This window comes from Micromonospora sp. LOL_021 (genome assembly GCF_048060215.1).
GTDB lineage: Bacteria > Actinomycetota > Actinomycetes > Mycobacteriales > Micromonosporaceae > Micromonospora_E.
Map to the genome: position 1 here is coordinate 179,564 of NZ_JBHMIN010000002.1, position 21,399 is coordinate 200,962.

General features: G+C 73.2%; 15 protein-coding genes and 1 pseudogene. 9 read left to right on the forward strand and 7 right to left on the reverse strand.

The window, feature by feature from the left end; translation table 11 throughout:
* Positions 1-19: 19 nt before the first annotated feature.
* The gene (locus ACFHWT_RS02990; protein ID WP_416593018.1) at positions 20-1,609 is read left to right on the forward strand and encodes a serine/threonine-protein kinase; all 1,590 of its coding nucleotides are present in this window, start codon (positions 20-22) and stop codon (positions 1,607-1,609) included.
* 45 nt (positions 1,610-1,654) lie between these two features.
* Here the strand turns inward: ACFHWT_RS02990 and ACFHWT_RS02995 are convergent, their stop codons facing one another.
* Entirely contained in the window at positions 1,655-2,329 is a 675-nt protein-coding gene (locus ACFHWT_RS02995; RefSeq protein ID WP_416593019.1) for a potassium channel family protein, read from the reverse strand.
* Positions 2,322-3,656, reverse strand: a complete 1,335-nt coding sequence (locus ACFHWT_RS03000) for a TrkH family potassium uptake protein (protein WP_416593020.1) — start codon at positions 3,654-3,656, stop codon at positions 2,322-2,324. The genes ACFHWT_RS02995 and ACFHWT_RS03000 overlap by 8 nt, the downstream gene beginning before the upstream one ends.
* 169 nt (positions 3,657-3,825) lie before the next feature.
* Between ACFHWT_RS03000 and ACFHWT_RS03005 the strand changes: the two genes are divergently transcribed.
* Positions 3,826-4,938 (forward strand): glycerophosphodiester phosphodiesterase, encoded by a 1,113-nt coding sequence (locus ACFHWT_RS03005; RefSeq protein ID WP_416593021.1) that lies wholly within the window; start codon positions 3,826-3,828, stop codon positions 4,936-4,938.
* Between the two features lie 56 nt (positions 4,939-4,994).
* Positions 4,995-7,280, forward strand: coding sequence for a DEAD/DEAH box helicase (locus ACFHWT_RS03010; RefSeq protein WP_416593022.1), 2,286 nt, complete (start codon positions 4,995-4,997; stop codon positions 7,278-7,280).
* A gap of 51 nt (positions 7,281-7,331) precedes the next feature.
* Here ACFHWT_RS03010 and ACFHWT_RS03015 read toward each other — a convergent pair whose 3' ends face one another.
* Positions 7,332-8,300, reverse strand: coding sequence for an NlpC/P60 family protein (locus ACFHWT_RS03015; RefSeq protein ID WP_416593023.1), 969 nt, complete (start codon positions 8,298-8,300; stop codon positions 7,332-7,334).
* Between the two features lie 102 nt (positions 8,301-8,402).
* On the opposite strand from ACFHWT_RS03015, the gene ACFHWT_RS03020 reads away from it, so the two are divergent.
* Complete coding sequence (locus tag ACFHWT_RS03020) at positions 8,403-9,371, forward strand: hypothetical protein (RefSeq protein WP_416593024.1); 969 nt, start codon at positions 8,403-8,405, stop codon at positions 9,369-9,371.
* Here the strand turns inward: ACFHWT_RS03020 and ACFHWT_RS03025 are convergent.
* The 4 genes from ACFHWT_RS03025 to ACFHWT_RS03040 all read right to left on the reverse strand — a co-directional run bounded on the left by ACFHWT_RS03025 (position 9,358) and on the right by ACFHWT_RS03040 (position 13,818).
* Positions 9,358-10,566, reverse strand: a complete 1,209-nt coding sequence (locus tag ACFHWT_RS03025; protein WP_416593152.1) for a class I SAM-dependent methyltransferase — start codon at positions 10,564-10,566, stop codon at positions 9,358-9,360. The two genes, ACFHWT_RS03020 and ACFHWT_RS03025, sit on opposite strands and share 14 nt — an antisense overlap.
* Complete coding sequence (locus tag ACFHWT_RS03030; protein ID WP_416593025.1) at positions 10,563-12,287, reverse strand: DEAD/DEAH box helicase; 1,725 nt, start codon at positions 12,285-12,287, stop codon at positions 10,563-10,565. The genes ACFHWT_RS03025 and ACFHWT_RS03030 overlap by 4 nt, the downstream gene beginning before the upstream one ends.
* A 601-nt stretch (positions 12,288-12,888) precedes the next feature.
* Positions 12,889-13,113 carry a DUF3107 domain-containing protein gene (locus ACFHWT_RS03035; protein ID WP_278173586.1) on the reverse strand — a complete coding sequence of 75 codons (225 nt, stop codon included), beginning with the start codon at positions 13,111-13,113 and terminating at the stop codon, positions 12,889-12,891.
* Between the two features lie 66 nt (positions 13,114-13,179).
* Positions 13,180-13,818, reverse strand: a complete 639-nt coding sequence (locus ACFHWT_RS03040; RefSeq protein WP_278173588.1) for a TetR/AcrR family transcriptional regulator — start codon at positions 13,816-13,818, stop codon at positions 13,180-13,182.
* Positions 13,819-15,812: 1,994 nt separating this feature from the next.
* Here ACFHWT_RS03040 and ACFHWT_RS03045 point away from each other — a divergent pair.
* The 5 genes and pseudogenes from ACFHWT_RS03045 to ACFHWT_RS03065 form a co-directional block, all read left to right on the forward strand.
* Positions 15,813-16,976 (forward strand): annotated as a pseudogene (locus tag ACFHWT_RS03045) (hypothetical protein); the annotation flags it as partial.
* 101 nt (positions 16,977-17,077) lie between these two features.
* A complete protein-coding gene (locus ACFHWT_RS03050; RefSeq protein WP_416593026.1) occupies positions 17,078-17,995 on the forward strand; it encodes a DUF3152 domain-containing protein in 918 nt (305 codons plus the stop codon).
* Between the two features lie 208 nt (positions 17,996-18,203).
* A complete protein-coding gene (locus ACFHWT_RS03055) occupies positions 18,204-19,082 on the forward strand; it encodes a DUF3152 domain-containing protein (RefSeq protein ID WP_416593027.1) in 879 nt (292 codons plus the stop codon).
* 155 nt (positions 19,083-19,237) lie between these two features.
* Complete coding sequence (moeZ, locus tag ACFHWT_RS03060) at positions 19,238-20,398, forward strand: adenylyltransferase/sulfurtransferase MoeZ (protein ID WP_282233470.1); 1,161 nt, start codon at positions 19,238-19,240, stop codon at positions 20,396-20,398.
* A gap of 185 nt (positions 20,399-20,583) precedes the next feature.
* Positions 20,584-21,372: a prenyltransferase/squalene oxidase repeat-containing protein gene (locus ACFHWT_RS03065; RefSeq protein WP_416593153.1), complete on the forward strand. Its 789-nt coding sequence runs from the start codon at positions 20,584-20,586 to the stop codon at positions 21,370-21,372.
* Positions 21,373-21,399: the final 27 nt, after the last annotated feature.

Sequence of the window (21,399 nt, forward strand, 5' to 3'; positions counted from 1 at the left end):
ATCGGGCAACTCGGTTGTCATGGGCGGGGTGGCGAACGACTGCGGGCAACTGCTCGGTGACCGGTACCGACTGATCGAACGGCTCGGCACCGGCGGGACGTCGGTGGTCTGGCGCGGCTACGACGAGATCCTCGACCGGCAGGTCGCGATCAAGGTCCTCGCCCCGCAGTACGCCCCGGACCAGGTGTTCCGCCATCGGATCCGGGTGGAGGCGCAGGCCGCCGCCCGGCTGTGCCACCCGCACATCACCAACGTCTACGACTACGGCGAAGCCGTCCGGGACGAAGCGACCCTGCCGTACGTGGTGATGGAGCTGGTGGACGGCGAATCGCTGGCCACCCGGCTTCGCCGGGAGCACATCCTGTCCTGGCGGGACGCGGTGGTGGCCTGCGCCGAGGTCGCCTCGGCGCTCGCCGCCGCGCACGCCACCGGCGTCGTCCACCGCGACGTCACCCCGGCGAACGTCATGCTGACCAGCACCGGGGCAAAGGTCGTCGACTTCGGCATCTCCGCGTTGGCCGGCGAGAGCGACGTCGGCCCGGACGGCAACCTGCTCGGCACCCCGGCGTACCTGGCGCCGGAGCGCCTCAACGGCGGCCAGGTCTCACCAGCCACCGACGTGTACGCCGTCGGCCTGCTGCTCTACCGCTCACTCACCGGCCGGCTGCCCTGGCAGGCCGCAAGCGTCACCCAGATGCTGCGGGCGCACCTGCACACCGTGCCCGACCCGATGCCGCCGGTCGCCGGACTGCCGGCGGAGGTGGTCGACCTCACCCTGCGGTGCCTGGCCAAGTGTCCGGCGGACCGGCCGACCAGCGAGGAGGTGGCGAAGACGTTGGCGGCCGCCGTCGGGGTGGCCGCCGGGCTGTCGCCGTCGATGGTGGCGCCGCTGCCGAACCGGCCGGGCTCCGACACCGACGGCACCACCGACGACGGACCGTCACCCGTCGGCGTCGATGTCACCTGCGGGTTGGAGGTCACCGGGCTGGACCTGCCGGTCGCGACCGGCACCAGCCGGCGCCGCCGGCTGCGGACCTCGTGGGTGCAGCGCCGGGCGGAAGCCGTGGTGATCGGGGTCGGCCTGATGATGCTCAGCGCCCTGGTCTGGGCCGGAGCCGGTGCCACGCCGGCCACCGACCGGTTCCGCGAGGCGGTGGCCGCGCCGCCGGACTTCGGGCTCGCCGCCCAGTCCTCGGCGCCCTGCCGGGTCGAATACACGGTACGCGGCGACTCCGGGCGGGAGTTCGTCGCGGCGGCCACCGTCACCAACACCGGTTCCGCCGTACTGACCGACTGGTCGCTGCGCTTCGCCTTCCCTGGCACCCAGCGGCTCACCGCGGTGCGGGGCGGGCAGTGGGAACAGCAGGGCGGCGACGTACGGCTGCGGCCCGCCGCCGACGCCACCACCCTGGCTCCGGGGACGACCGCGCAGCTCCAGCTGGCCGGTGACTACGACGGGGTCAACACGCTCCCGCTGGAATTCCACCTCGACGAGCTGATCTGCGACGTGTCCGTGGCGGCGGTCGCCGGACAGGCGGCGGGCGCGACGACCGAACTGCTGGAGACGGCGAACGGTCAGCCGGAGGCCGACCCGTCCCCGGTCCGGTAGGACACCGGCGGACGGTGCGGCTCGGTTGCCGGGGTACGTACGGGTTCAGGTGGCGGCGGCGAACCGCTGCACCTGTTCGGTGGTGCCGGAGACGATCAGCAGGGCACCTTCGCGCAGCTCAGTGTCGCCGTCGGCGTAGGTGAACCGTTCCCCCGGTATCTTCACCCCGATCACCGTCACCCCGTACCGCGACCGCAGGTCGGTCTCGCCGAGCCGCCGGCCCGCCGTGCCGCTCGGCAGCCGGGTCTCGGCGATCGAGAAACCGTCGTCGAACTCGATGAAATCGAGCATCTTGCTGGTGATCAGGTGTGCCACCCGGTCGCCCATCGCGGCCTCCGGATAGATCACGTGCCGGGCACCGACGGAACGCAGAATTTTGCCGTGCTTGCCGGAGACCGCCTTGGCCCACACCTCGGTGACGCCGATCTCGGCGAGGCTGAGCACGGTCAACACGCTGGCCTCGACGTCCGAGCCGATGCCGACCACCACCCGCTGGAAGTCCCGCAGACCCAGTTGACGCAGCGCCTCGGTGTCGGTCGAATCGGCCTGCACCACGTACGTCAGGCGGTCTGCCCACTGCTGGACCACCGCCGGGCTGGAGTCGACGCCGAGCACGTCGAAGCCCATCCGCAGCATCGAGTCGGCGATCTGGCCGCCGAACCGGCCGAGCCCGATGATGACCACGGTCCGGGTGGACCTGGTGCCGGTACGGTCAGCCAACGATGGGTCGCTCCTCCGGGTAGTGGAACCGTCGCCGCCGGGTGTTCAACGCGATCGCCGAGCCCAACGTGACGCTGCCGATCCGGCCGACGAACATCAGCACGACGAGCAGCACCTGGGCGGGGTCGGGCAGGTCACCGGTGATCCCGGTGGACAGCCCGGTCGTGCCGAACGCCGACGTCACCTCGTACAGCGCCTGCTCGCCGCCGATGTCGTCGGTCAGGCTGATCAGCGCCAGGGTGCCGGCCCCGACCAGCGCCACCCCGATCAGCGCCACCGTCAGTGCCTGACGCTGGCCGGCCGCCGCGATCCGCCGCCGGCCGATCACCACGTCGTGCTCACCGCGCAGCTCCGACCAGATGACGAAGGCGAGCAGGAAGAAGGTGGTCACCTTGATCCCGCCGGCGGTGCTGGCGCTGCCACCGCCGATGAACATCATCCCGATGGAGACCACCGTCGTCTCCGGGTTGAACTCCCCCGCGTCGACCGTGTTGAACCCGCCGGACCGGGTCATCACGTCCTGGAACAGCGCGGCCAGCAGCTTCTCCGGCAGGTCGAGCGGGCCCAGGGTACGCGGGTTGGCCCACTCGAAGGTGAGCATGCTGACGAAGCCGATGCCGATCAGCGTCACCGTGCCCCACACGGTCAGCCGGGTGTGCACCGACCAGCGCTGCGGCCGGCCACGCTCGCGGGCCAGCTCGAACAGGGCCGGGAAGCCGAGCCCGCCGACCACCACGCCGACGATCAGCGGTAGGCAGATCCACCAGTCGCCGACGAACTGGACCAGCCCGTCGGAGTAGAGGACGAAGCCGCCGTTGTTGAACGCCTGGACGGCGTGGAACAGCCCGTACCACAGGGCCCGGGGCGGCGGGTAGTCGTAGTGCAGCCACAGCCGGGCGGCCAGGATGAGGGTGATCGCCGTCTCGGCGCCGAGCATCGTCGCCGCGATCCGCAGCAGCACCCGCCGGATGTCGGACAGCGCGAGGCTGTTGGTCTCGGCCTGCGCGGTGAGCCGGCTGCGCAGCCCCAGCCGGCGGGACACCAGCAGGCCGAGCAGGGTCGCCAGCGACATGATCCCGAATCCGCCGAGCTGGGTGAGCACGGTGATCAGTACCAGGCCGAGCGGCGTCCAGTAGGTCGGGGTGTCGGTGACGGCCAACCCGGTCACGCAGACCGTCGAGGTGGCGGTGAACAGGGCCGTGACGAAGGGTGCCGCGTCGGGTCCCTGGCGACTGGCCGGCACCATCATCAGTACGGTGCCCACGGCGATCGCCCCGAGGAACGCGATCGGCACGATCCGGGCGGGGTTTCGCAGCGGCCGGCGCATCAATGATGTCATACCACCGCAAAACCGGAAAACACCGTATATTGATCGACATTCATGTGGTGGTCGACCGGTCACCGTCCGCCTGTCGCCCACCGGTCTCCCGCCCGTCGTCCGGGGCGTCTTCACTGACGCCCGACCGTGCCCCGGGAACCCCTGTGAGGAGACGACGTTGTCGCGTACTCTGCCGATCATGCTGCTCGCCGGCACCCTGCTGGCCACCATGGCGATCCCGTCCGCCGCCACCGCAACCGACCCGGCGGCCCGCGGCAAGCCGCAGGCCGAGCCGAAACCACTGGTCATCGCCCACCGAGGGGCCAGCGGCTACCGGCCGGAACACACCCTGGAGGCGTACCGGCTGGCGATCCGTCAAGGCGCCGACTACATCGAGCCCGACCTGGTGTCGACCGCCGACGGGGTGCTGGTCGCCCGGCACGAGAACGAGATCTCCGGCACCACCGACGTCGCCGACCGCGCCGAGTTCGCCGACCGGCGGACCACCAAAACCATCGACGGGCGCTCCGTCACCGGCTGGTTCACCGAGGACTTCACCCTGGCCGAGCTGCGTACCCTGCGGGCCGTGGAGCGCCTGCCGCAGGTCCGGCCGACCAACACGGCGTTCGACGGTGAGTTCGCGGTGCCGACCCTGCAGGAGGTCATCGACCTGGCCCGGTCGGAGAGCCGGCGGCTGGGTCGGACCATCGGCATCTACCCGGAGACCAAGCATCCCACCTACTTCCAGTCGATCGGGCTGCCGCTGGAGGAGCCGCTGGTCGACACGCTGCGACGCAACAAGCTGACCCGGCGTACCGACGCGGTGTTCATCCAGTCCTTCGAGACCGCCAACCTGCGCAAGCTGAGCCGGATGACCGACGTGCGGCTGGTGCAGCTGCTCGGCGGCAGCGGCCGGCCGTACGACTTCGTCGTGGCCGGTGACCCGCGCGGCTACGCCGACCTGGCCACCCCGGACGGGCTCGCCTGGATCAGCCGGTACGCCGACGCCATCGGGCCCACCAAGGACCTGATCGTGCCGCGCGACGCCGACGGCGCACTGCTGGCCCCGACCTCGCTGATCCGCGACGCCCACCGGGCCCGGCTGGCGGTGCACGCCTGGACGTTCCGGGCGGAGAACCAGTTCCTGCCGGCCGACCACCGCATCGGCACCGACCCGGCCGCCCGGGGCGACATCACCGCCGAGTACGAACTGTTCTACGGCCTCGGGCTGGACGGGCTGTTCGCCGACCACCCGGACACCGCCGTGGCGGTCCGCGCCGCCACCCGCTGAGCCCGACCCGGGGCCGCCGGCCGGTCGGTTCCGCCGGTCCTTGCTACGGTCCACCGATGACCGTTACGCCGGACCGGGCCGAGTTGCACGACCGCGCCGAGCAGACCCTGCACCGGCTGGCCGGGCCGGGCGCGACGTTGCGCGACGACCAGTGGCGGGCCATCGAGGCACTGGTCGTCGACCGGCGGCGGGTGCTCTGCGTACAGCGCACCGGGTGGGGCAAGTCGGCGGTCTACTTCATCGCCACCGCGCTGCTGCGCGCCGGTGCCGACCCGGCCACCCCGGCCGGGCCGGCACCGACCGCGCCAGCCGGGCCGACCGTGATCGTCTCGCCGCTGCTGGCGTTGATGCGCAACCAGGTGGCCGCCGCCGAACGGGCCGGCATCCAGGCACGGACGATCAACTCCGCCAACCTCGACGAGTGGGACACCGTCAGCGCGGAGATCCGGGCCGGCGCGATCGACGTACTGCTGATCAGCCCGGAACGGCTGAACAACCCCGACTTCCGGGACAACGTGCTGCCCAGCCTGGCCGCCACCACCGGCCTGCTGGTCATCGACGAGGCGCACTGCGTGTCGGACTGGGGGCACGACTTCCGCCCCGACTACCGGCGGATCCGGACCTTCCTGCGCGAGCTGCGCCCCGGCACGCCGGTGCTGGCCACCACCGCGACCGCCAACACCCGGGTCACCGACGACGTCGCCGAACAGCTCGACGCCACCAGCGTCACCAGCGCCAGCGGTGCCGCCGGCGAGGGCGAAGGCGGCGCTGGCCAGGGCGGGGCCGGCAGGCTCGGCGACACGCTGGTGCTACGCGGTCCGCTGGACCGCCAGTCGCTGCGGCTGGCCGTACTTGACCTGCCCGGCACCGCGCACCGGCTCGGCTGGCTCGCCGACCACCTGGACACGCTGCCCGGCTCCGGCATCATCTACACGCTCACCGTCGCGGCCGCCGCCGAGACCGCCGAGTTCCTGCGGTCCCGGGGCTACGCCGTCGCCGCGTACAGCGGCCAGTCCGACGACGCGCAACGCCGCGCCGCCGAACAGGACCTGCTGGACAACAAAATCAAAGCCCTGGTGGCGACGTCCGCGCTCGGCATGGGCTTCGACAAGCCGGACCTCGGTTTCGTGGTGCACCTCGGCGCGCCGCCGTCGCCGATCGCCTACTACCAACAGGTGGGCCGGGCCGGCCGGGCGCTCGACGGCGACCGGTACGCCGACGTGGTGCTGCTGCCCGGCCCCGAGGACCAGGCGATCTGGCGGTACTTCGCGTCCCTGGCCTTCCCCCGCGAGGAACAGGTGCGCTCGGTGCTGGCCGCCCTCGAGAACGCCGGCCGTCCGCTGTCCACCCAGGCCCTGGAGCCGATCGTCGACCTGCGGCGCACCCGGCTCGAACTGATGCTCAAGGTGCTCGACGTGGACGGTGTGGTACGCCGGGTGCGCGGCGGCTGGGTCGCCACCGGCGAGCCGTGGCACTACGACGCCGCCCGGCTGCGCCGGGTGGCCCAGGCCCGCGCCGCCGAACAGCAGATCATGCAGGAGTACGCGGTACCGGCCGACACCGCGCCGCCGGCCGGCCGGCCCGGCTGCCGGATGGAGTTCCTCCGCCACTGTCTGGACGACCCGCAGGCCCAGCCGTGCGGGCGCTGTGACCGGTGCGCCGGCGGGTGGCTGCCGTCCGAGGTGAGTCCGGACGCGCTGCGCGCCGCCGAGTCCTTCCTCGGCCGCGCCGGAGTGGAGATCCCTCCGAAGAAGCTCTGGCCGACCGGGCTGGAGGCGGTCGGCGTACCGCTGCGCGGCAAGATCGGCCCCGACGAGCAGGCACTGCCCGGCCGGGCCGTCGGGCGGCTGTCCGACCTGGGCTGGGGTAGCCGGCTGCGGGACCTGCTCGCCGCCGGCCGGCCGGACTCCGCGCTGCCGGCGGACGTCGCCGGTGCGGTGATCGACGTGCTCCGCGAGTGGGCACGCGGCGGCCAACCGTGGCCGGCCCGGCCGGTCGGGGTGGTGGCGGTCGCCTCCCGGACCCGCCCGGAGCTGGTGGCCAGCACCGCCCGACGGATCGCCGAGGTCGGCCGGCTGCCGCTGCTCGGCTCGGTCGAGCCGACCTGGGCCGAACCGCCGTCGGCTCAGGGCCGGGGCAACAGCGCCCAACGGGTCCGTACCGTCCATGACGCCTTCGCCGCGCCGCCGGAGCTGGCTGCGGCGTTGTCCGGGCTGACCGGCCCGGTGCTGCTGGTCGACGACCTGGTCGACACCGGCTGGACGTTGACCGTCGTGGCCCGGCTGCTGCGGCACTCCGGTGCCCCGGCGGTGCTGCCGTTCGCCCTCGCCACCACCAACTGACCCGGTCCGAGCGAGACGGGATCACCCGGCCGCAGTCAGCCCGGCCCAAGGTCAGCCCGGCCGGCCGTAGCCCTTGATCGGCATCCGGTCGATCCGGTCGACGCGGACCACTTCACCGTGCCGCGGCGCGTGGATCATCTGGTCGGCCCCGATGTAGATCCCGACGTGCTGCACATTGCTGTAGAAGAAGACCAGGTCACCGGGGCGGAGCTGATCGCGGCCGAGCCGCGTGACGGTGCCGAACTGCCGGCGGGCGTTGTGTGGCAACCGCACCCCGGCCTTCGCCCAGGCCGCCGAGGTCAGTCCGGAGCAGTCGTACGAGTGCGGCCCGGCCGACCCCCACCGGTACGGCTTGCCGAGCTGGGCATGGGCGAAGGCGACGGCGCTGGCCGCGATACCGGTCGCCGCTTCGGGCAGTGGGTTGGCCGCCGGGCTGCGGTCGGCGGCGTCGGCGCCGGACCGGTCCAGCAGCGCCTGCTGGCGGTCCCGCAGCTCGGTCAGCGCCCGGATGTCCGACTCGATCTGCCGCTGCGTCCCGGACAGCTGCTCCTGCTGCAGCAGCTGCTGCTCGATCAGCGCGTTCGCCGCCCGGCGCGCCGCTTCGCTGCGGTCGCGGGTGTCGCGCAGCCCGGCGATCGTCCGCTCGTTGTCGCGGTTGATCACGTCGGCGATGAGCAACTGGTCGACGAAGTGTTCCGCCGACGCGGTGGACAGCAAGGTGGCGACGGGTCGGGCACCGTTCACCCGGTAGTTGCTGGCCGCGAGTTGGCCGACCTGATCGTGTCGGACCGCGAGCTGCCGGTCCAGTTCGATGATCGTTTCGCTGAGTCCACCAGCGCGTTCCTGGTTGTGGCGCAGGTCCAGCCGGATCTCGTTGTACTGCTCGACCACCGTCTCCAACTGGTGGGCCGCCTGGTCGATCCGCCGGTCCAACTCGGCGATCGAGGCCTGCGCCTGGGCCGGAGCCGGCAGCAACGTGGCGGTTACAGCGGTGACGAGGGCGGCTGCCCTACCTGCCAAGCTATTAACGGTCACGGATGGTACAACGACGGTGCGTCGCGGAAGCCACGGCCGACGACCCGGCCGAGGCGCTGCCGGCCAGTAGCGACTACCGTCGGCGAGGTGGGAGAAACAGCGACCGGTGCCGGCGATCCGCCGGAGCCGACGGATCTGGCCGGGCCCGGACCGGGGACATCCACCGTGCGGCTGGCGACCGGGGTCGCTGCCGTCGTGCTCGCGATGCTCGCCGGATTCGCCCTGGGCCGGGCGGTGACCGCCCCGACCAGCATCGGCACCCAGTACGCGGCCGGCGCGGCCGACCACACCCACCCGCCCGGAACCACACCGCACGTGCACGGCGGCGGCACCGACGGCAGTGACGGCGGCGGTCAGGTGTCCGGCCTGTCGGTCAGCGTCGGCGGCTACACCCTGGTGCCGGTGCAGCGGCAGCTACCGGTCGGCGACCAGGTCGACCTGCGCTTCCAGATCGTCGACGCCGATCAGCGGCCGGTCACCACCTTCGACGTGGTGCACGACAAGCCGATGCACCTGATCATCGCCCGCCGGGATCTGACCGGTTACCAGCATCTGCATCCGACGATGGCGCCGGACGGCACCTGGAGCGTCCCGGTCCGGCTGGCCGCCGCCGGCATCTGGCGGCTCTACACCGACTTCACCTTGCGCGACTCCGGCGGTACGCCGGTCGCGTTGACCCTCGGCGTCGACCTCGTGGTGGCCGGCGAGTACCTGCCGACCGACCTGCCGGCCGCCGCCGACACCGCCGAGGTGGACGACTTCACCGTACGGATGCGCGGGGTCGCGCGGCGCGGTGTGGTGACGCCGCTGCTGTTCGAGGTGAGCCGGGCCGGCCAGTCCCCGACGTTGGAGCCCTACCTCGGCGCGTACGGGCATCTGGTCGCGCTGCGCGACGGCGACCTCGGCTACCTGCACGTGCATCCGGAGGCCGAGCTGGTCGACGGTGCGGTGAAGTTCTGGCTGACCGCCCCGAGCTCCGGCGACTACCGGCTGTTCCTGGACTTCCAGGTGGCCGGCGAGGTGCACACCGCCGAGTTCACCGTCACGGTCGACTGACCACGGCCGTCCCGGCGGCGTCCGGCACGGCCGTCCCGGCGGCGTCCGGCAGCGCCGGTAGCAGGGTCTGCAGCCGGGGGGTCACCGCCCACTGGTCGACCAGCGCCCGGTAGGCCCGGTGCTGCTCGCGCCGGTCAGCTACGCCGCCGCGCCGGGCCCGCAGCAGCAGGTTGCGCGGCGTGTGCCGGGAGTCGATGAACTCGACCACGTCCACCCGGTAGCCGTACGCCCGGAGCAGGGTCGCCCGCAGCGTGTCGGTGAGCACGTCGGCGAACCGTTCCCGCAGGATGCCGGCGGAGACCAGCGGCCCGTACGGCTGCGGTGCCGGCTGCCGGCGCAGCTGGGCGGCGATGTCGTGGTGGCAGCAGGGCGCGGCCAGCACCCACCGGGCCTGCCAGTCGACGGCCCGGGCCAGCGCCTCGTCGGTGGCGGTGTCGCAGGCGTGCAGCGCCAGCACCAGGTCCGGTGCCGGCTCGACCGGTGCCTGCTGGATCGTGCCGGCGACGAACCGGACCTGTCCGGCGCAGCCGAGCTGGTCGGCCAGTGCCGTGTTGCGCCGCCGCTGGTCCTCGCGGACGTCGACGCCGGCCACCACCGGCTGCGCGCCGCGGGCGACCAGGTAGCGGTAGGCGGCGAAGGTCAGGTAGGCGTTGCCGCAGCCCAGGTCGACGACGTGCAGCGGCCCGGCGGGCAGCGGGTCGGGCAGGGTGGCGGCGAGTGCCCGCAGGAACGCGTCGACCTGGCGACGTTTCGCGGCATTGGCACCGATCGCGGCGAACAGCGGGTCGTCCGGATCCAGCAGGTACCGCTTGGCCCGGTCGTGGTCGCCGGGGCCGGTGTCGGCCCGGTCGGCGGTCGACCGGTGCACCTGTGCGGTGCCCTTCTTGGTCACCCGCAGCTGCAGGGTGCTGGTGCTGGTCTCGACGTGCCAGTTGCCGAACGGCTCGGCGAGCAACTGGTCGACCGCTGCTTCGGCGGGGGCACCCGGCGGCAGGTTACGGGTCACTGGACGGGTGCCGTCGTTGGTGACGATCTGCAGATGGGTACCGGACCGCAGGGCGACCGGCCGGAGCTCGGCCCGGACGACCGACGGGGCGGCGTTGCGCCGACGTCCGGCGGCGACCGCCCGGGTGAGCTGCGGGCTGAGCAGCAGCGCCCGGACGTCGTCGAGGGCGTCGGCGAGGGATCGAGTCAGTTTTCGCCGCCGCTGCCCTGATCGGTCCGGCCGGCTCCGCCGACCTGATCGGCCCGGCCGGCTCCACCGGAGCCACCCCGGCGGCGTCGGCGGCGGCGTGTGGAACCGCCCGAGCCGGCGTCCGACGTGGTGGCGGCCGCGATCTCCGTGCCGCCGGTGGACGCCGCACCGGAGTCGGTGCCGGCACCGCCGTCGACGAGCTGGCCGCCGCGCCGCCGCCGACGCGGCCGGCGGCTGGCCGGGGCACCGTCCTCGCCGGTGGTCGTCACGGTGGCGGCGGACCGGTCGGTGTCGTCCGGCGCGGCGGAGCGGCGTGACCGCGACGACCGGCGGCCCCGGCTGTCACCGCGCGCTCCGCGCTCGGCGCGGCCGTCACCGTCACCGCGCCGCCGTCGGCCGGCGCTGCGACCGCCGAGGTCCTCCTCGACCTCGGCGGACAGCCCGGCGCGGGTGCGGTCGGCGCTGGGCAGCGTGCCGGAGACGTCGCGGGAGATGTCCAGGTCTGCGTAGAGGTGCTCGGAGGTGTGGTACGTCTCCGGCGGCTCGGGCATCTCCAGCCCGAGGGTCTTGTCGATGATCCGCCACCGGGTCATGTCCTCCCAGTCGACGAAGGTCACCGCCACCCCGGTCGCGCCGGCCCGGCCGGTGCGACCGATCCGGTGGGTGTAGGTGTCCTGGTCCTCCGGGCAGTCGTAGTTGATGACGTGGGTGACGCCGGAGACGTCCAGACCGCGGGCGGCGACGTCGGTGGCCACCAGGATGTCGATCTTTCCGGTGCGGAAGGCGCGCAGCGCCCGTTCCCGGGCTCCCTGGCCGAGGTCGCCGTGCACGGCGGCCACCGCGAAGCCACGGAAGTCCAGGTCCTCGGCGACCCGGTCGGCCGCCCGCTTGGTACGCGTGAAGATCATCGTCAGCCCGCGCTCTTCGGCCTGCAGGATCCGGGCGACGATCTCGATCTTGTTCATCGGGTGGGTGCGGTAGACCACCTGACGGGTCAGCGGGGGGACGCCCGCCTCCGTGGTGTGCCCGGCGTGGATTGTCACCGGCTGGCGCAGGAACCGCCGGGAGAGGGCCACGATCGGGTCAGGCATGGTGGCGGAGAACAGCATCGTCTGCCGGTCCTCCGGCAGCATCGCCAGGATCCGCTCGACGTCGTCGAGGAAGCCCAGATCGAGCATCCGGTCGGCCTCGTCCAGCACCAGCGCCCGGATCCGGTCCAGCCGCAGCTTCTTCTGCTTGGCCAGGTCCATCAACCGCCCCGGCGTACCGACCAGGATCTCCACGCCGGAGCGCAGCGTCTCGATCTGCGGCTCGTACGCGACACCACCATAGATCGGCAGCACCCGCACGCCGCGGGTGCTGCCGGCGGCGGCCAGGTCCTTGGCGACCTGCAGGCCGAGCTCGCGGGTCGGGACGACGACCAGTGCCTGCGGCACGCCGTCACCACCCTCGTCCGGCGCGAGCACCCGGTCGATGAGCGGTACGCCGAAGCCGAGCGTCTTACCGGTCCCGGTCGGTGCCTGGCCGATCAGGTCGCTGCCGCGCAGCGCGATCGGCAGGGCGTACTCCTGGATGGCGAAGGCGTGGACGATGCCGACCTCGGCGAGCGCGGTCACCGTCTCCGGGCGGGCACCCAGGTCGGCGAAGGTGGGGCTGTCCGGCCGTGCCGGTGGGCGTTTCGCCGGCTCGTCACCGGCGTTGTGATCGAAAATGTCAGTCATCAGGTGTCGGGGGTGCCTCTCGTGGTGCGCCCCGCCTGTTCCTGAGGGCGCGTGTCGGATGCGGCGCCGCGACGGCGCCGGTTGTGCGGCGCGCCGGCCCGGCGCGTCCGATGGTCGTCGGCACCGACGTCGGGTCGGTGCGGTGCGGGTGCTGCGGCGTGCCGCCGTGATGCCGGGGCGACGCGTTGTCTGCGGCGTGCCGCAGTGCGTCAATTGACGGCGCTGGCCACACGCGATCGACAGGTCGCGGGCCGCACGCGCGCCGCGAACCCCGCTCGAGCATCCTCGACGGCCGCAGCATTGCTGACCATGGTAGCTGACGGTCCGCGTCAACGTGGAGATCGTCGGCGACGGCGGCCGGATCCGACGGCTCAGCTGTGGTTCTTGTCACGCCGCCGCTGCGGTGCAGGTACGGCGGCAGTGACGAACGGCACGGTCGGCGGCGGGGCCGACCGGCCGGGGTCGCGACCGGGCCGAAATCGCGACCGGCGCGGTGGTCTGGGCGGACCGATCCGGATCAGGGTGAACCGATCCGGACCGGTACGGTCGGCAGCCGGTGATCGGTAGCCGACCTGGCGAGGTTCGGGCCGGTCCGGCCAGGTCAGCGGACGGTGAAGCCGACCGAGCGGGGAGCGGCCTCGGCGATCTCGACGTACGCGATCTTGCTGACCGGGACGATGACCCGGCGGCCGCGCTCGTCGGTGAGTGACAGAGTCCCCTCGGTCGTGATTGCCTGGGTCACGATCTGCTCGATCTCAGCCGGTGACTGGGCACTGTCCAGAACGAGCTCGCGCGGCGCGTACTGCACGCCGATCTTGACCTCCACGGGTCCTCCTTGAGGTGGGCGAAAACAACGCCAACGCGAAGGTTAGCCGATGCGGACGCACTGTGTTCAGGATGCCTCGCCCTGCAGCGGGAACCCGGCGATGCCCCGCCAGGACAGTGCGGCGAGCAACGACTCCGCTTCGTCCTTGGGCACCTGTCGACCACCGGCCAGCCAGAACTGGGCGGCGGTCTCGGCCGCGCCGACCAGCCCGGAGGCGAGCAGTTCGGCCCGCGACCGGCTCACCCCGGTGTCCGAGATGATGGTGTCGGTGATCGACGCGATGCACTCGCGTTCGACGCGTTCCACCCGGGCCCGTACCAGCGGTTCGTTACGCAGGTCGGAGTCGAAGACCAGCCGGAAGGCGCCGCTCTCCTCGTCGACGAAGTCGAAGTAGGCCTGCACCGCGCCGCTGACCCGCTCCTTGTTGTCGGTGGTCGCGGCCATCGCGGCAGCGACTTTCGCGATGATGGCGTCGCAGTGCGTGTCGAGCAGCGCCAGATACAACTCCAGCTTGCCCGGAAAATGCTGATAAAGCACCGGCTTCGACACGCCGGCCCGCTCCGCGATGTCATCCATCGCCGCCGCGTGGTAACCCTGTGCGACGAACACCTCCTGGGCGGCGGCGAGCAGTTGCTTGCGGCGGGCGGACCGCGGCATCCGGGCCGGTCGGCCGCTTGTCTGTGCGTCGCTCGACGCAGCGGTCATGTCGAACCTCCGAGTCCGGTCGCGGCCATCTGGTCGGCGAAGAAACGAAACGATCAGTGCATATCACCTGGCCGGTCAATTGGCCCGACGTTGCAACTTATCGCCACTGTCAGCACACGGTAGCCTCAGCGGGGGCGACCGAGGAGCGCACGGTGGACGAATCAGGTGAACCCCGCGGGGCCGCACCGGGACCAGAGGACGGCGGAGCGGATCCGCGAGACCGTCGTGACCAGGGCATGGGCAGTTGGACGGGGTCGCCGACCCGGTGGTCGGACGGCTCCGGGGTCGGGCCGGACGCCGACCATGCCGGTGCCGGCTGGGCCGCCCGCGACGAACCGGTGAGCGGCCCGCACTGGGCCGACCCGCCGTCACGGTACGCCGAGGTGCTGCCGTTCACCCGGACCCCGCGCGGCGGCTCAGCCACCCGCGGCTCCCGTAGCACCGACAACGGCCGGGCCACAGCCGTCAACGGCCGACCGGTCTCCGGGCCGGCCGAGACCGTCGTACCGACCCCACGCCCCGCACCGGCCGGTGAGTCGATCCGGCCGGGCGGCGCGGACACCGGACGGGCCGACGACGAGCCGACCGCCCGGGTGGCCGGTGGACCCGCGGACGACCCGCCCACAGCTGGTGGCCCCGCCGAGCGCCGGGGCGGTGACAGCCCCCGCCCGGCCCCGACGCCAGTCAACCCGCCGCCCCGCTGGCAGGAGACGGCCCGGGTGGTGCCGACCGCGCCGCTGCGCGCGGTGCCGGTGGCCTCGGCGGCACCGGTGTCACCCGCCCGGCCGGCCCGCCCCGGCACCCCACCGGGCTTCCAACCGCCGACGACCGGTCGGCCGGGCGGGCAACGATCCGAGCCCGACGACCGCCCGGTCGAGCCCGACCGGCAGCGCAGCGCGCAGTCCGGCCTCCCGCCCGACCGTCCCGGGATGTCGACCGACCGACCCGGGATGTCGACCGACCGACCCGGCCCCCCGGGCACGCCGGCCGACCGGTCTGCTGGCGGCCCCGCCGGCCGTACGGCGGACGCAGCCAGACGCGACGAACCTGCCCGACACGACGACATCGCCGGCCGCGACGAACCTGCCGGCCGAAACGACCTTGCCCCGGCACCGCCGCAGCCCGCTGGGCAGCCGTCCGACGCGGGTCCGCTCCGGCAGCCGACCGGCGAATGGCCCGGTCCAGGTGCTGGCGGGCCATGGTCCCGGCAGGTGACCGGCGAATGGCCCCGGCCCGGCGCCAGCGGCGAATGGCGACGGCCGGTCCCGACCAGCGCCGCGCCAGCCGCCGACCAGTGGCACCGACAGAGCGCCACCGGTGAATGGCCGCGACCGACCAGCTCCGCCGCCTGGGACCGGCCCTCCGGCGACGAGGCTGGTCACCGGTCCCAGCGTGGTCAGGGGCCACCCTCCGGGCCGGCGTCCGGGCCACCGGCCGCTGAGCCGGACTGGTCGTACGGGCAGCACTGGTCAGCGGCGGAGCCGGGCTGGACGGACGGACCAACCGGTTCGAGCTGGGCGGCCACGGAATCCGGCGGTCAGGGGTGGGCGGCCGAGGCCGCCGGTGGTCCGAGCGGCCCGGCGGAACGGGGCGACACCGAGCCGCCGGCCTGGTCCGACGACCGGTCCGCCACGGCGGACAGCGGCTGGTCCGGTCCGCCGCCACCGAGCTGGGGCGGCGACGACCGCGGCGGCTGGCCGGGCGCGGCGAGCGGCGAGTCGGGCTGGGCGATGCCGGATCCGCCGACCGTGCCGGAGGAGATGCCGTGGCGCCCCGACCGCCCGGCCGACCTGGGCCAGGCCGCCGGGTACCGGCCGGTCAGCGGCCAGCCCCGGTACGAGCCGACGGCTCCCGCCGGGCAGTACGGACCGGGACGGCCCGGCCAGGGCGACAGCGGCGGGGACACCGACGACCTGATGCCCCGCCGCCGGGCGGTTTCCCGCCGCCCCGACGATGAGCTGGGCGAGGCCACGGCGTCCGGACCGGCTGAGGCGCCGGTGACTGCCGAGCCGGCCGGTGGTGCGCTGCCGCCGGTCGAACATCCGGCGGATTTGTCCACCACCCCTATCGCGGCTGCCGCGCTGGACGCGTTGCCGCAGCGGGTTCCCGCCGACCCGGACGTGCCGACCGTGCCACAGCAGCTGCCGCCGGTCGAACACGCGGCGGAGACGCCGGAGCTCGCGCGGATCGCGTCCCACCTGCGCCGAGGCGACGTCGTCGACCAGCCGCAGGAGCGGCCGGAAGGCTTCGACGTCGGAGCGATCCTGGCGGCCGTACGCGGCGTCGGCGGAGTCCGCGACGCCTCGCTGCGGACCACCGATGCCGGTGCCCACAGCCTCCGGCTCGACCTGGCCGAAGGTGCCGACCCGGCCGAGGTGAGCCGGTTGGTGGCGCGGCTGCTCCAGGAACGGATGGGCCTGGCGGCGGCACCGCAGAACCTGCCGGGTGTCGAACCCGACCACGGGCTGCCGGCGTTGCCCGGCCGCGCCGACCTGTCGTCGCCGGGTCGGCCGCCGGGCTCGACGGCTCCGCCGCCGACGGCACCGGGCGGCGTACCCGGCTGGGTCGCCCCGGAACCGGCGGACGTCCCGCGCCGCCGCCGCCAGCCGCTGGGTCCCCGCCCCGGCCAGGACGATCCGCCGCCACGGCACGCAGGCACGGCCGCCGCGACAGCCGCCGTGCCGTGCGTGGAGCCGAGCGGCACCGCGCCGGAGAGCGGGCCGCCCCGGCCGCTGAACCCGGGTGGTCGGCCCGGCCCCCGGGTCGTGCTGGACCACGTCCAGGTCAGCACGTTCGGCGTGGACGCCACCGTCGAGGTGCGGCTGACCGCCGGCCAGCGGACCACGTCCGGTGTGGCGACCGGGCCGGCGGTCGACGGGTACGTGCTGCGGTTGTGCGCGGTGGCCGCCGCCTCGGCGATCGAGAAGCTGTTGGCCGGTCCGGCCGGCGCGGCGGACCGGGGACGGTGCATCGTCGAGCACGCGGCCGTGGTGCCGATGGGCGGCTGCGAGGTGGCGGTGGTCGTCGTACTGCTCGCCTGCGGTGGCTGGGTGGAGCAGTTGGCCGGTTCGGCGGTCGTCTCGGGGGACCCGCGGCAGGCTGTGGTGAGAGCCACACTCGCCGCCGTCAACCGGCGACTGGACGCGCTGCTGGCCTGACCGGCACGCATCTGTGGCCCGGTCGGCCAGACCGCGTGCCCGGACCGACGCGCCGATCCGGGGTGCCCGGACCGGCGTCGGCTGTGGCACGCTGGTCAGCGATGTCCGACCGCCGTACCCGCCCGACACGCCGTGACCACCCGTCCGGGGCACGGAGCCGGTCGGCGCACCGCCGGCAGCGACGCGACGCGTCGGGTACCCGTCGGCGGCACCTGCGGTGGCCGGTTTTGGCGGCGGTGCTGGTGACCGTGCTCGGCCTGGCGGCGATCGGGGTCGCGTTGCCCCGGGTCGGGGTGGGCGGCGACCGGGACGCGGTGGCCGCGCCGCCCGGTGGCACCGCGACGGCGACGGCCAGCGTCGGCCCGCCACCGACGACCGGCCCGCCACCGACGACCGCGCCACCCGCGCCGGTGCTGCGGCTGTCCGGTACGGCACCGTCGGCCGGCAGCGGCGAGTTCGATTTCAGCTCGAAGCAGGGGAAGATCGCCGGTCGGTCCGGCACGCTGCGCCGCTACCGGGTGGCCGTGGAGATCGGCTCCGAGGAGGACGTCGAGGCGTTCGGCGACGCGGTGGAGAAGCTGCTCTCCGACGAACGGAGCTGGATCGGCGGCGGTCAGCTGCGCCTGCAGCGGGTGCCGGACCAGGCCGGCCACGACTTCACCGTCTACCTGGCCACGGCGCAGACCGCCGCTCGGATGTGCCAGGCCGGCTGGGTGGACATCCGGATCGACGGCCAGCCGTACACCTCGTGCCGGGCGCAGGGCCAGGCGATCATCAACCTGGACCGCTGGCGGTTCTCGGTCGACCACTACGTCAGCGGTGAGGTTCCGCTCGACGTCTACCGGGCGTACGTGATCAACCATGAGGTCGGCCACGAGCTGGGCTACGGCCACGAGCGCTGCCCAGGGGAGGGCGAACCGGCCCCGGTGATGATGCAGCAGACCCTGTTCCTCAACGGATGTGTGGCCAACCCGTGGCCGTTCCTGGCCGGCGAGCGGTACGCCGGTCCCCCGTTGTGATCCGGCCGCTCGACGGATCGTCGGAGGATACGGGGCGTACGGTCGGATTGAATCCCTGAGCCGATGATCCCCGCGCGTCGTTCCGGCCTTACCGACATGCCGTGACAATCTGGGCAGGTCAGGCCAGGGAGCCGCGCCGGTTCGCCCCCTGTCGTGCACCAGTCCGACCGGCGCGGGTGGCGAAGCACGCCGTGAGGGGCGGGCCAGGATGCACGACCGACGACGAGACACCGAGGAGCCGGACCGCCGAACGGACCACGGGCCGGACCGTCAGCGGGATCACCGGACGGACCGTCGACGGGCGGCGCGTCGCCGACGCCGCCGGGCCGGGGCACTCGTCCTGGTGACGATGGCGGCGGCGCTGATCGTCACCGACGTCCTACGAGCCGGTTCCGGCGCCACCGGGCTGCTGGCGGCGGCGGTACCTGAACCCGGGCCCGGCGGCGGCGGGGCGGCACCCGCAGGCAGCGCCCCGCCGGACGGCACCGCTCTGCCGCCGACCTCAACGCCGGCCAGCTACCCGGAGACCGGGCCGGGCACCTTCGGCTACCTCACCGGGACCGGCCCGCTGCTCGGCTGGGCCGGGGAACTGCGCCGGTTCCGGGTCGCCGTCGAGGACGGAACCGGCCAGCGCGCCGACGAGTTTGCGGCGATCGTCGACGCGACACTCGGCGACGGACGCAGCTGGATCGCGTCCCGGCAGTTCCGGCTGCAGCGGGTGTCCCGGGTCGACGCCGCCGAGTTCACCATCTACCTGGCCACCCCGGGTACCTCGGAGCAGATGTGCGCGCTCGGTGGGCTGTCCACCGAGAAGTACACCTCGTGCCGGCTGCCCGGCCAGGTGATCATCAATCTGGCCCGCTGGCTGGAGGCGGTGCCGCACTACGACGGGACACTCGCCGAGTACCGCGCCTACGTGATCAACCACGAGGTCGGGCACCAGCTCGGCATGGGCCACGAGCTGTGCCCGGCACCCGGCCGACCCGCTCCAGTGATGCAGCAGCAGACGTACGGAATGCAGGGCTGTGTGGCCAACGGCTGGCCCTACCTGGACGGCAAGCGGTACGCCGGCCCACCGATGACCTGACCGGGAGCGACCGGCCCACGTGCCGGGTGCCGGCCTACGTCGGGTGCGGCTATTCCCGGATCCCGGATGGCGGGCGGTGTCGCTACTCATGGCCGAGTTGGCGCGAAGCGAGCAACAATAGCGCAGCCAGCATTGCCGATCCCGGGGAGTTCACCGTGTCGTTGCCCCCGCTCGTCGAACCCGCCGCCGAGCTGACCGTCGATGAGATCCGCCGCTACTCGCGGCACCTCATCATCCCGGATGTCGGGGTCGACGGCCAGAAACGCCTCAAGAACGCCAAGGTGCTCTGCGTGGGCGCCGGCGGGCTCGGCTCGCCCGCCCTGATGTACCTGGCCGCCGCCGGTGTCGGGACGCTGGGCATCGTCGACTTCGACACCGTCGACGAGTCGAACCTGCAGCGTCAGATCATCCACGGCCAGTCGGACATCGGCCGGTCCAAGGCCGAGTCGGCCGCGTCGTCGGTGCGGGAGATCAACCCGTACGTCAACATCCAGATCCACGACGTGTCGCTGGACAACGACAACGTCTTCGACATCTTCGGCCAGTACGACCTGATCCTCGACGGCACCGACAACTTCGCCACCCGCTACCTGGTCAACGACGCCTGCGTGCTGCTCGGCAAGCCGTACGTGTGGGGGTCGATCTACCGGTTCGACGGCCAGGTCAGTGTCTTCTGGGACCAGCACGGCCCGAACTACCGGGACCTCTACCCGGAGCCGCCGCCGCCCGGCATGGTGCCGTCCTGCGCCGAGGGCGGCGTGCTCGGGGTGCTCTGCGCCTCGATCGGGTCGATCATGGTGACCGAGGCGATCAAGCTGATCACCGGCATCGGTGATCCACTGCTCGGCCGGCTGATGGTCTACGACGCCCTGGAGATGACCTACCGGGTCATCAAGATCCGCAAGGACCCGAACGGCGAGCCGATCACCGGCCTGATCGACTACGACGACTTCTGCGGCGCGGTGTCGGCCGAAGCCGAGGAGGCGGTCGTCGACTCCACCATCACCGCCCGCGAGCTGAAGGAATGGCAGGACGCCGGCAAGGACTTCTTCCTGGTCGACGTCCGGGAGCCGGCCGAGTACGAGATCGTCAAGATTCCCGGCTCGACGCTGATCCCCAAAGGTGAGTTCCTCAACGGCGAGGCCCTGGCCAAGCTGCCGCAGGGTCGGCAGATCGTGCTGCACTGCAAGTCCGGCGTACGGTCGGCCGAAGCCCTCGCCGCGGTCAAGGCCGCCGGCTTCGCCGACGCCGTGCACGTCCAGGGCGGGGTGCTCTCCTGGGTCAAGCAGATCGACCCGTCGCTGCCCAGCTACTGATGTCGCTGCCCAGCTACTGATTCAGCGGCCGGTGGCCGCCCGCCCTCGGGCTGGCGGCCACCGGCCAGTCATGACGGCGCCGCCGGGGATCCGGTCCGTCCAGATCCCCGGCCGGCTAGTTGACCTTGACTGAGTTACCGAGGCGGACCGGCGGACCCGCCGGTAGCCTGTCGTCCGTGGTCGACATGGATGCCGCCATCGGGTTCGTCGTCGCGCACGGCGACACCGTGGACCGGGCCCGGCTGTCCTGGTTGCGGACCGGGACCGCCCCGCAGCCCGACGCACTCACCAGCGCCGAGATCGGGCAGGCCCCGGACGGCGGCTGGCCCGCCTTCTGGGCCGGCGACGTCGCCTCGGTCGACGCCACCTGCTTCCGGCTCGCCGAGCTGGACGACCTTGGTGCGCTCGACCGGCCACCGGCCCGCAAGGCGCTCGACTGGCTGGCCGCCCGGCAACGGGCCGACGGCAGTTGGGAAGAGGACGAGAGCCTGGCCGCCGAGGCACCCGACTGGGCGCGGCCCGGCGACCCGGAAGCCACCTACTACCTGACCGCCAACGCCGGCTACTGGCTGAGCGTCGCCGACACCGACGGTGCCGGCGACCCCGGTCACCGCGCCGCCGCGCAGCGCGCCGCCCACTACCTGGGTGCCCAGATGCGCCCGGACGGCACCTGGCCGTCGTACCTGCTGGCCGGCTGGTTGGCCGCCGCCACCCTCTACCGGCAGACCATGTTCTACGAGTCGGCCCGGATGCAGGTGGTGCTCAACGACCGGCTCGCCACGATGGCCCCCGGCGATGTCGCCCAGCTGGCCGCCGCGCTGCGCCGGGCCGGCCTGGCCGACGACGACTGGCTGCTGACCAACGCCCGCCGCCGGCTGGCCGCCACCCAGCGCAGCGACGGCGGCTGGGACAGCGACGCGGGCGACGCGTTCGAGGTGCACGTCGTCCTGGCCGCGATCCGCGCCTGCCGCTGACCGAGCCTGCCCGGCGCAGGTGACCGT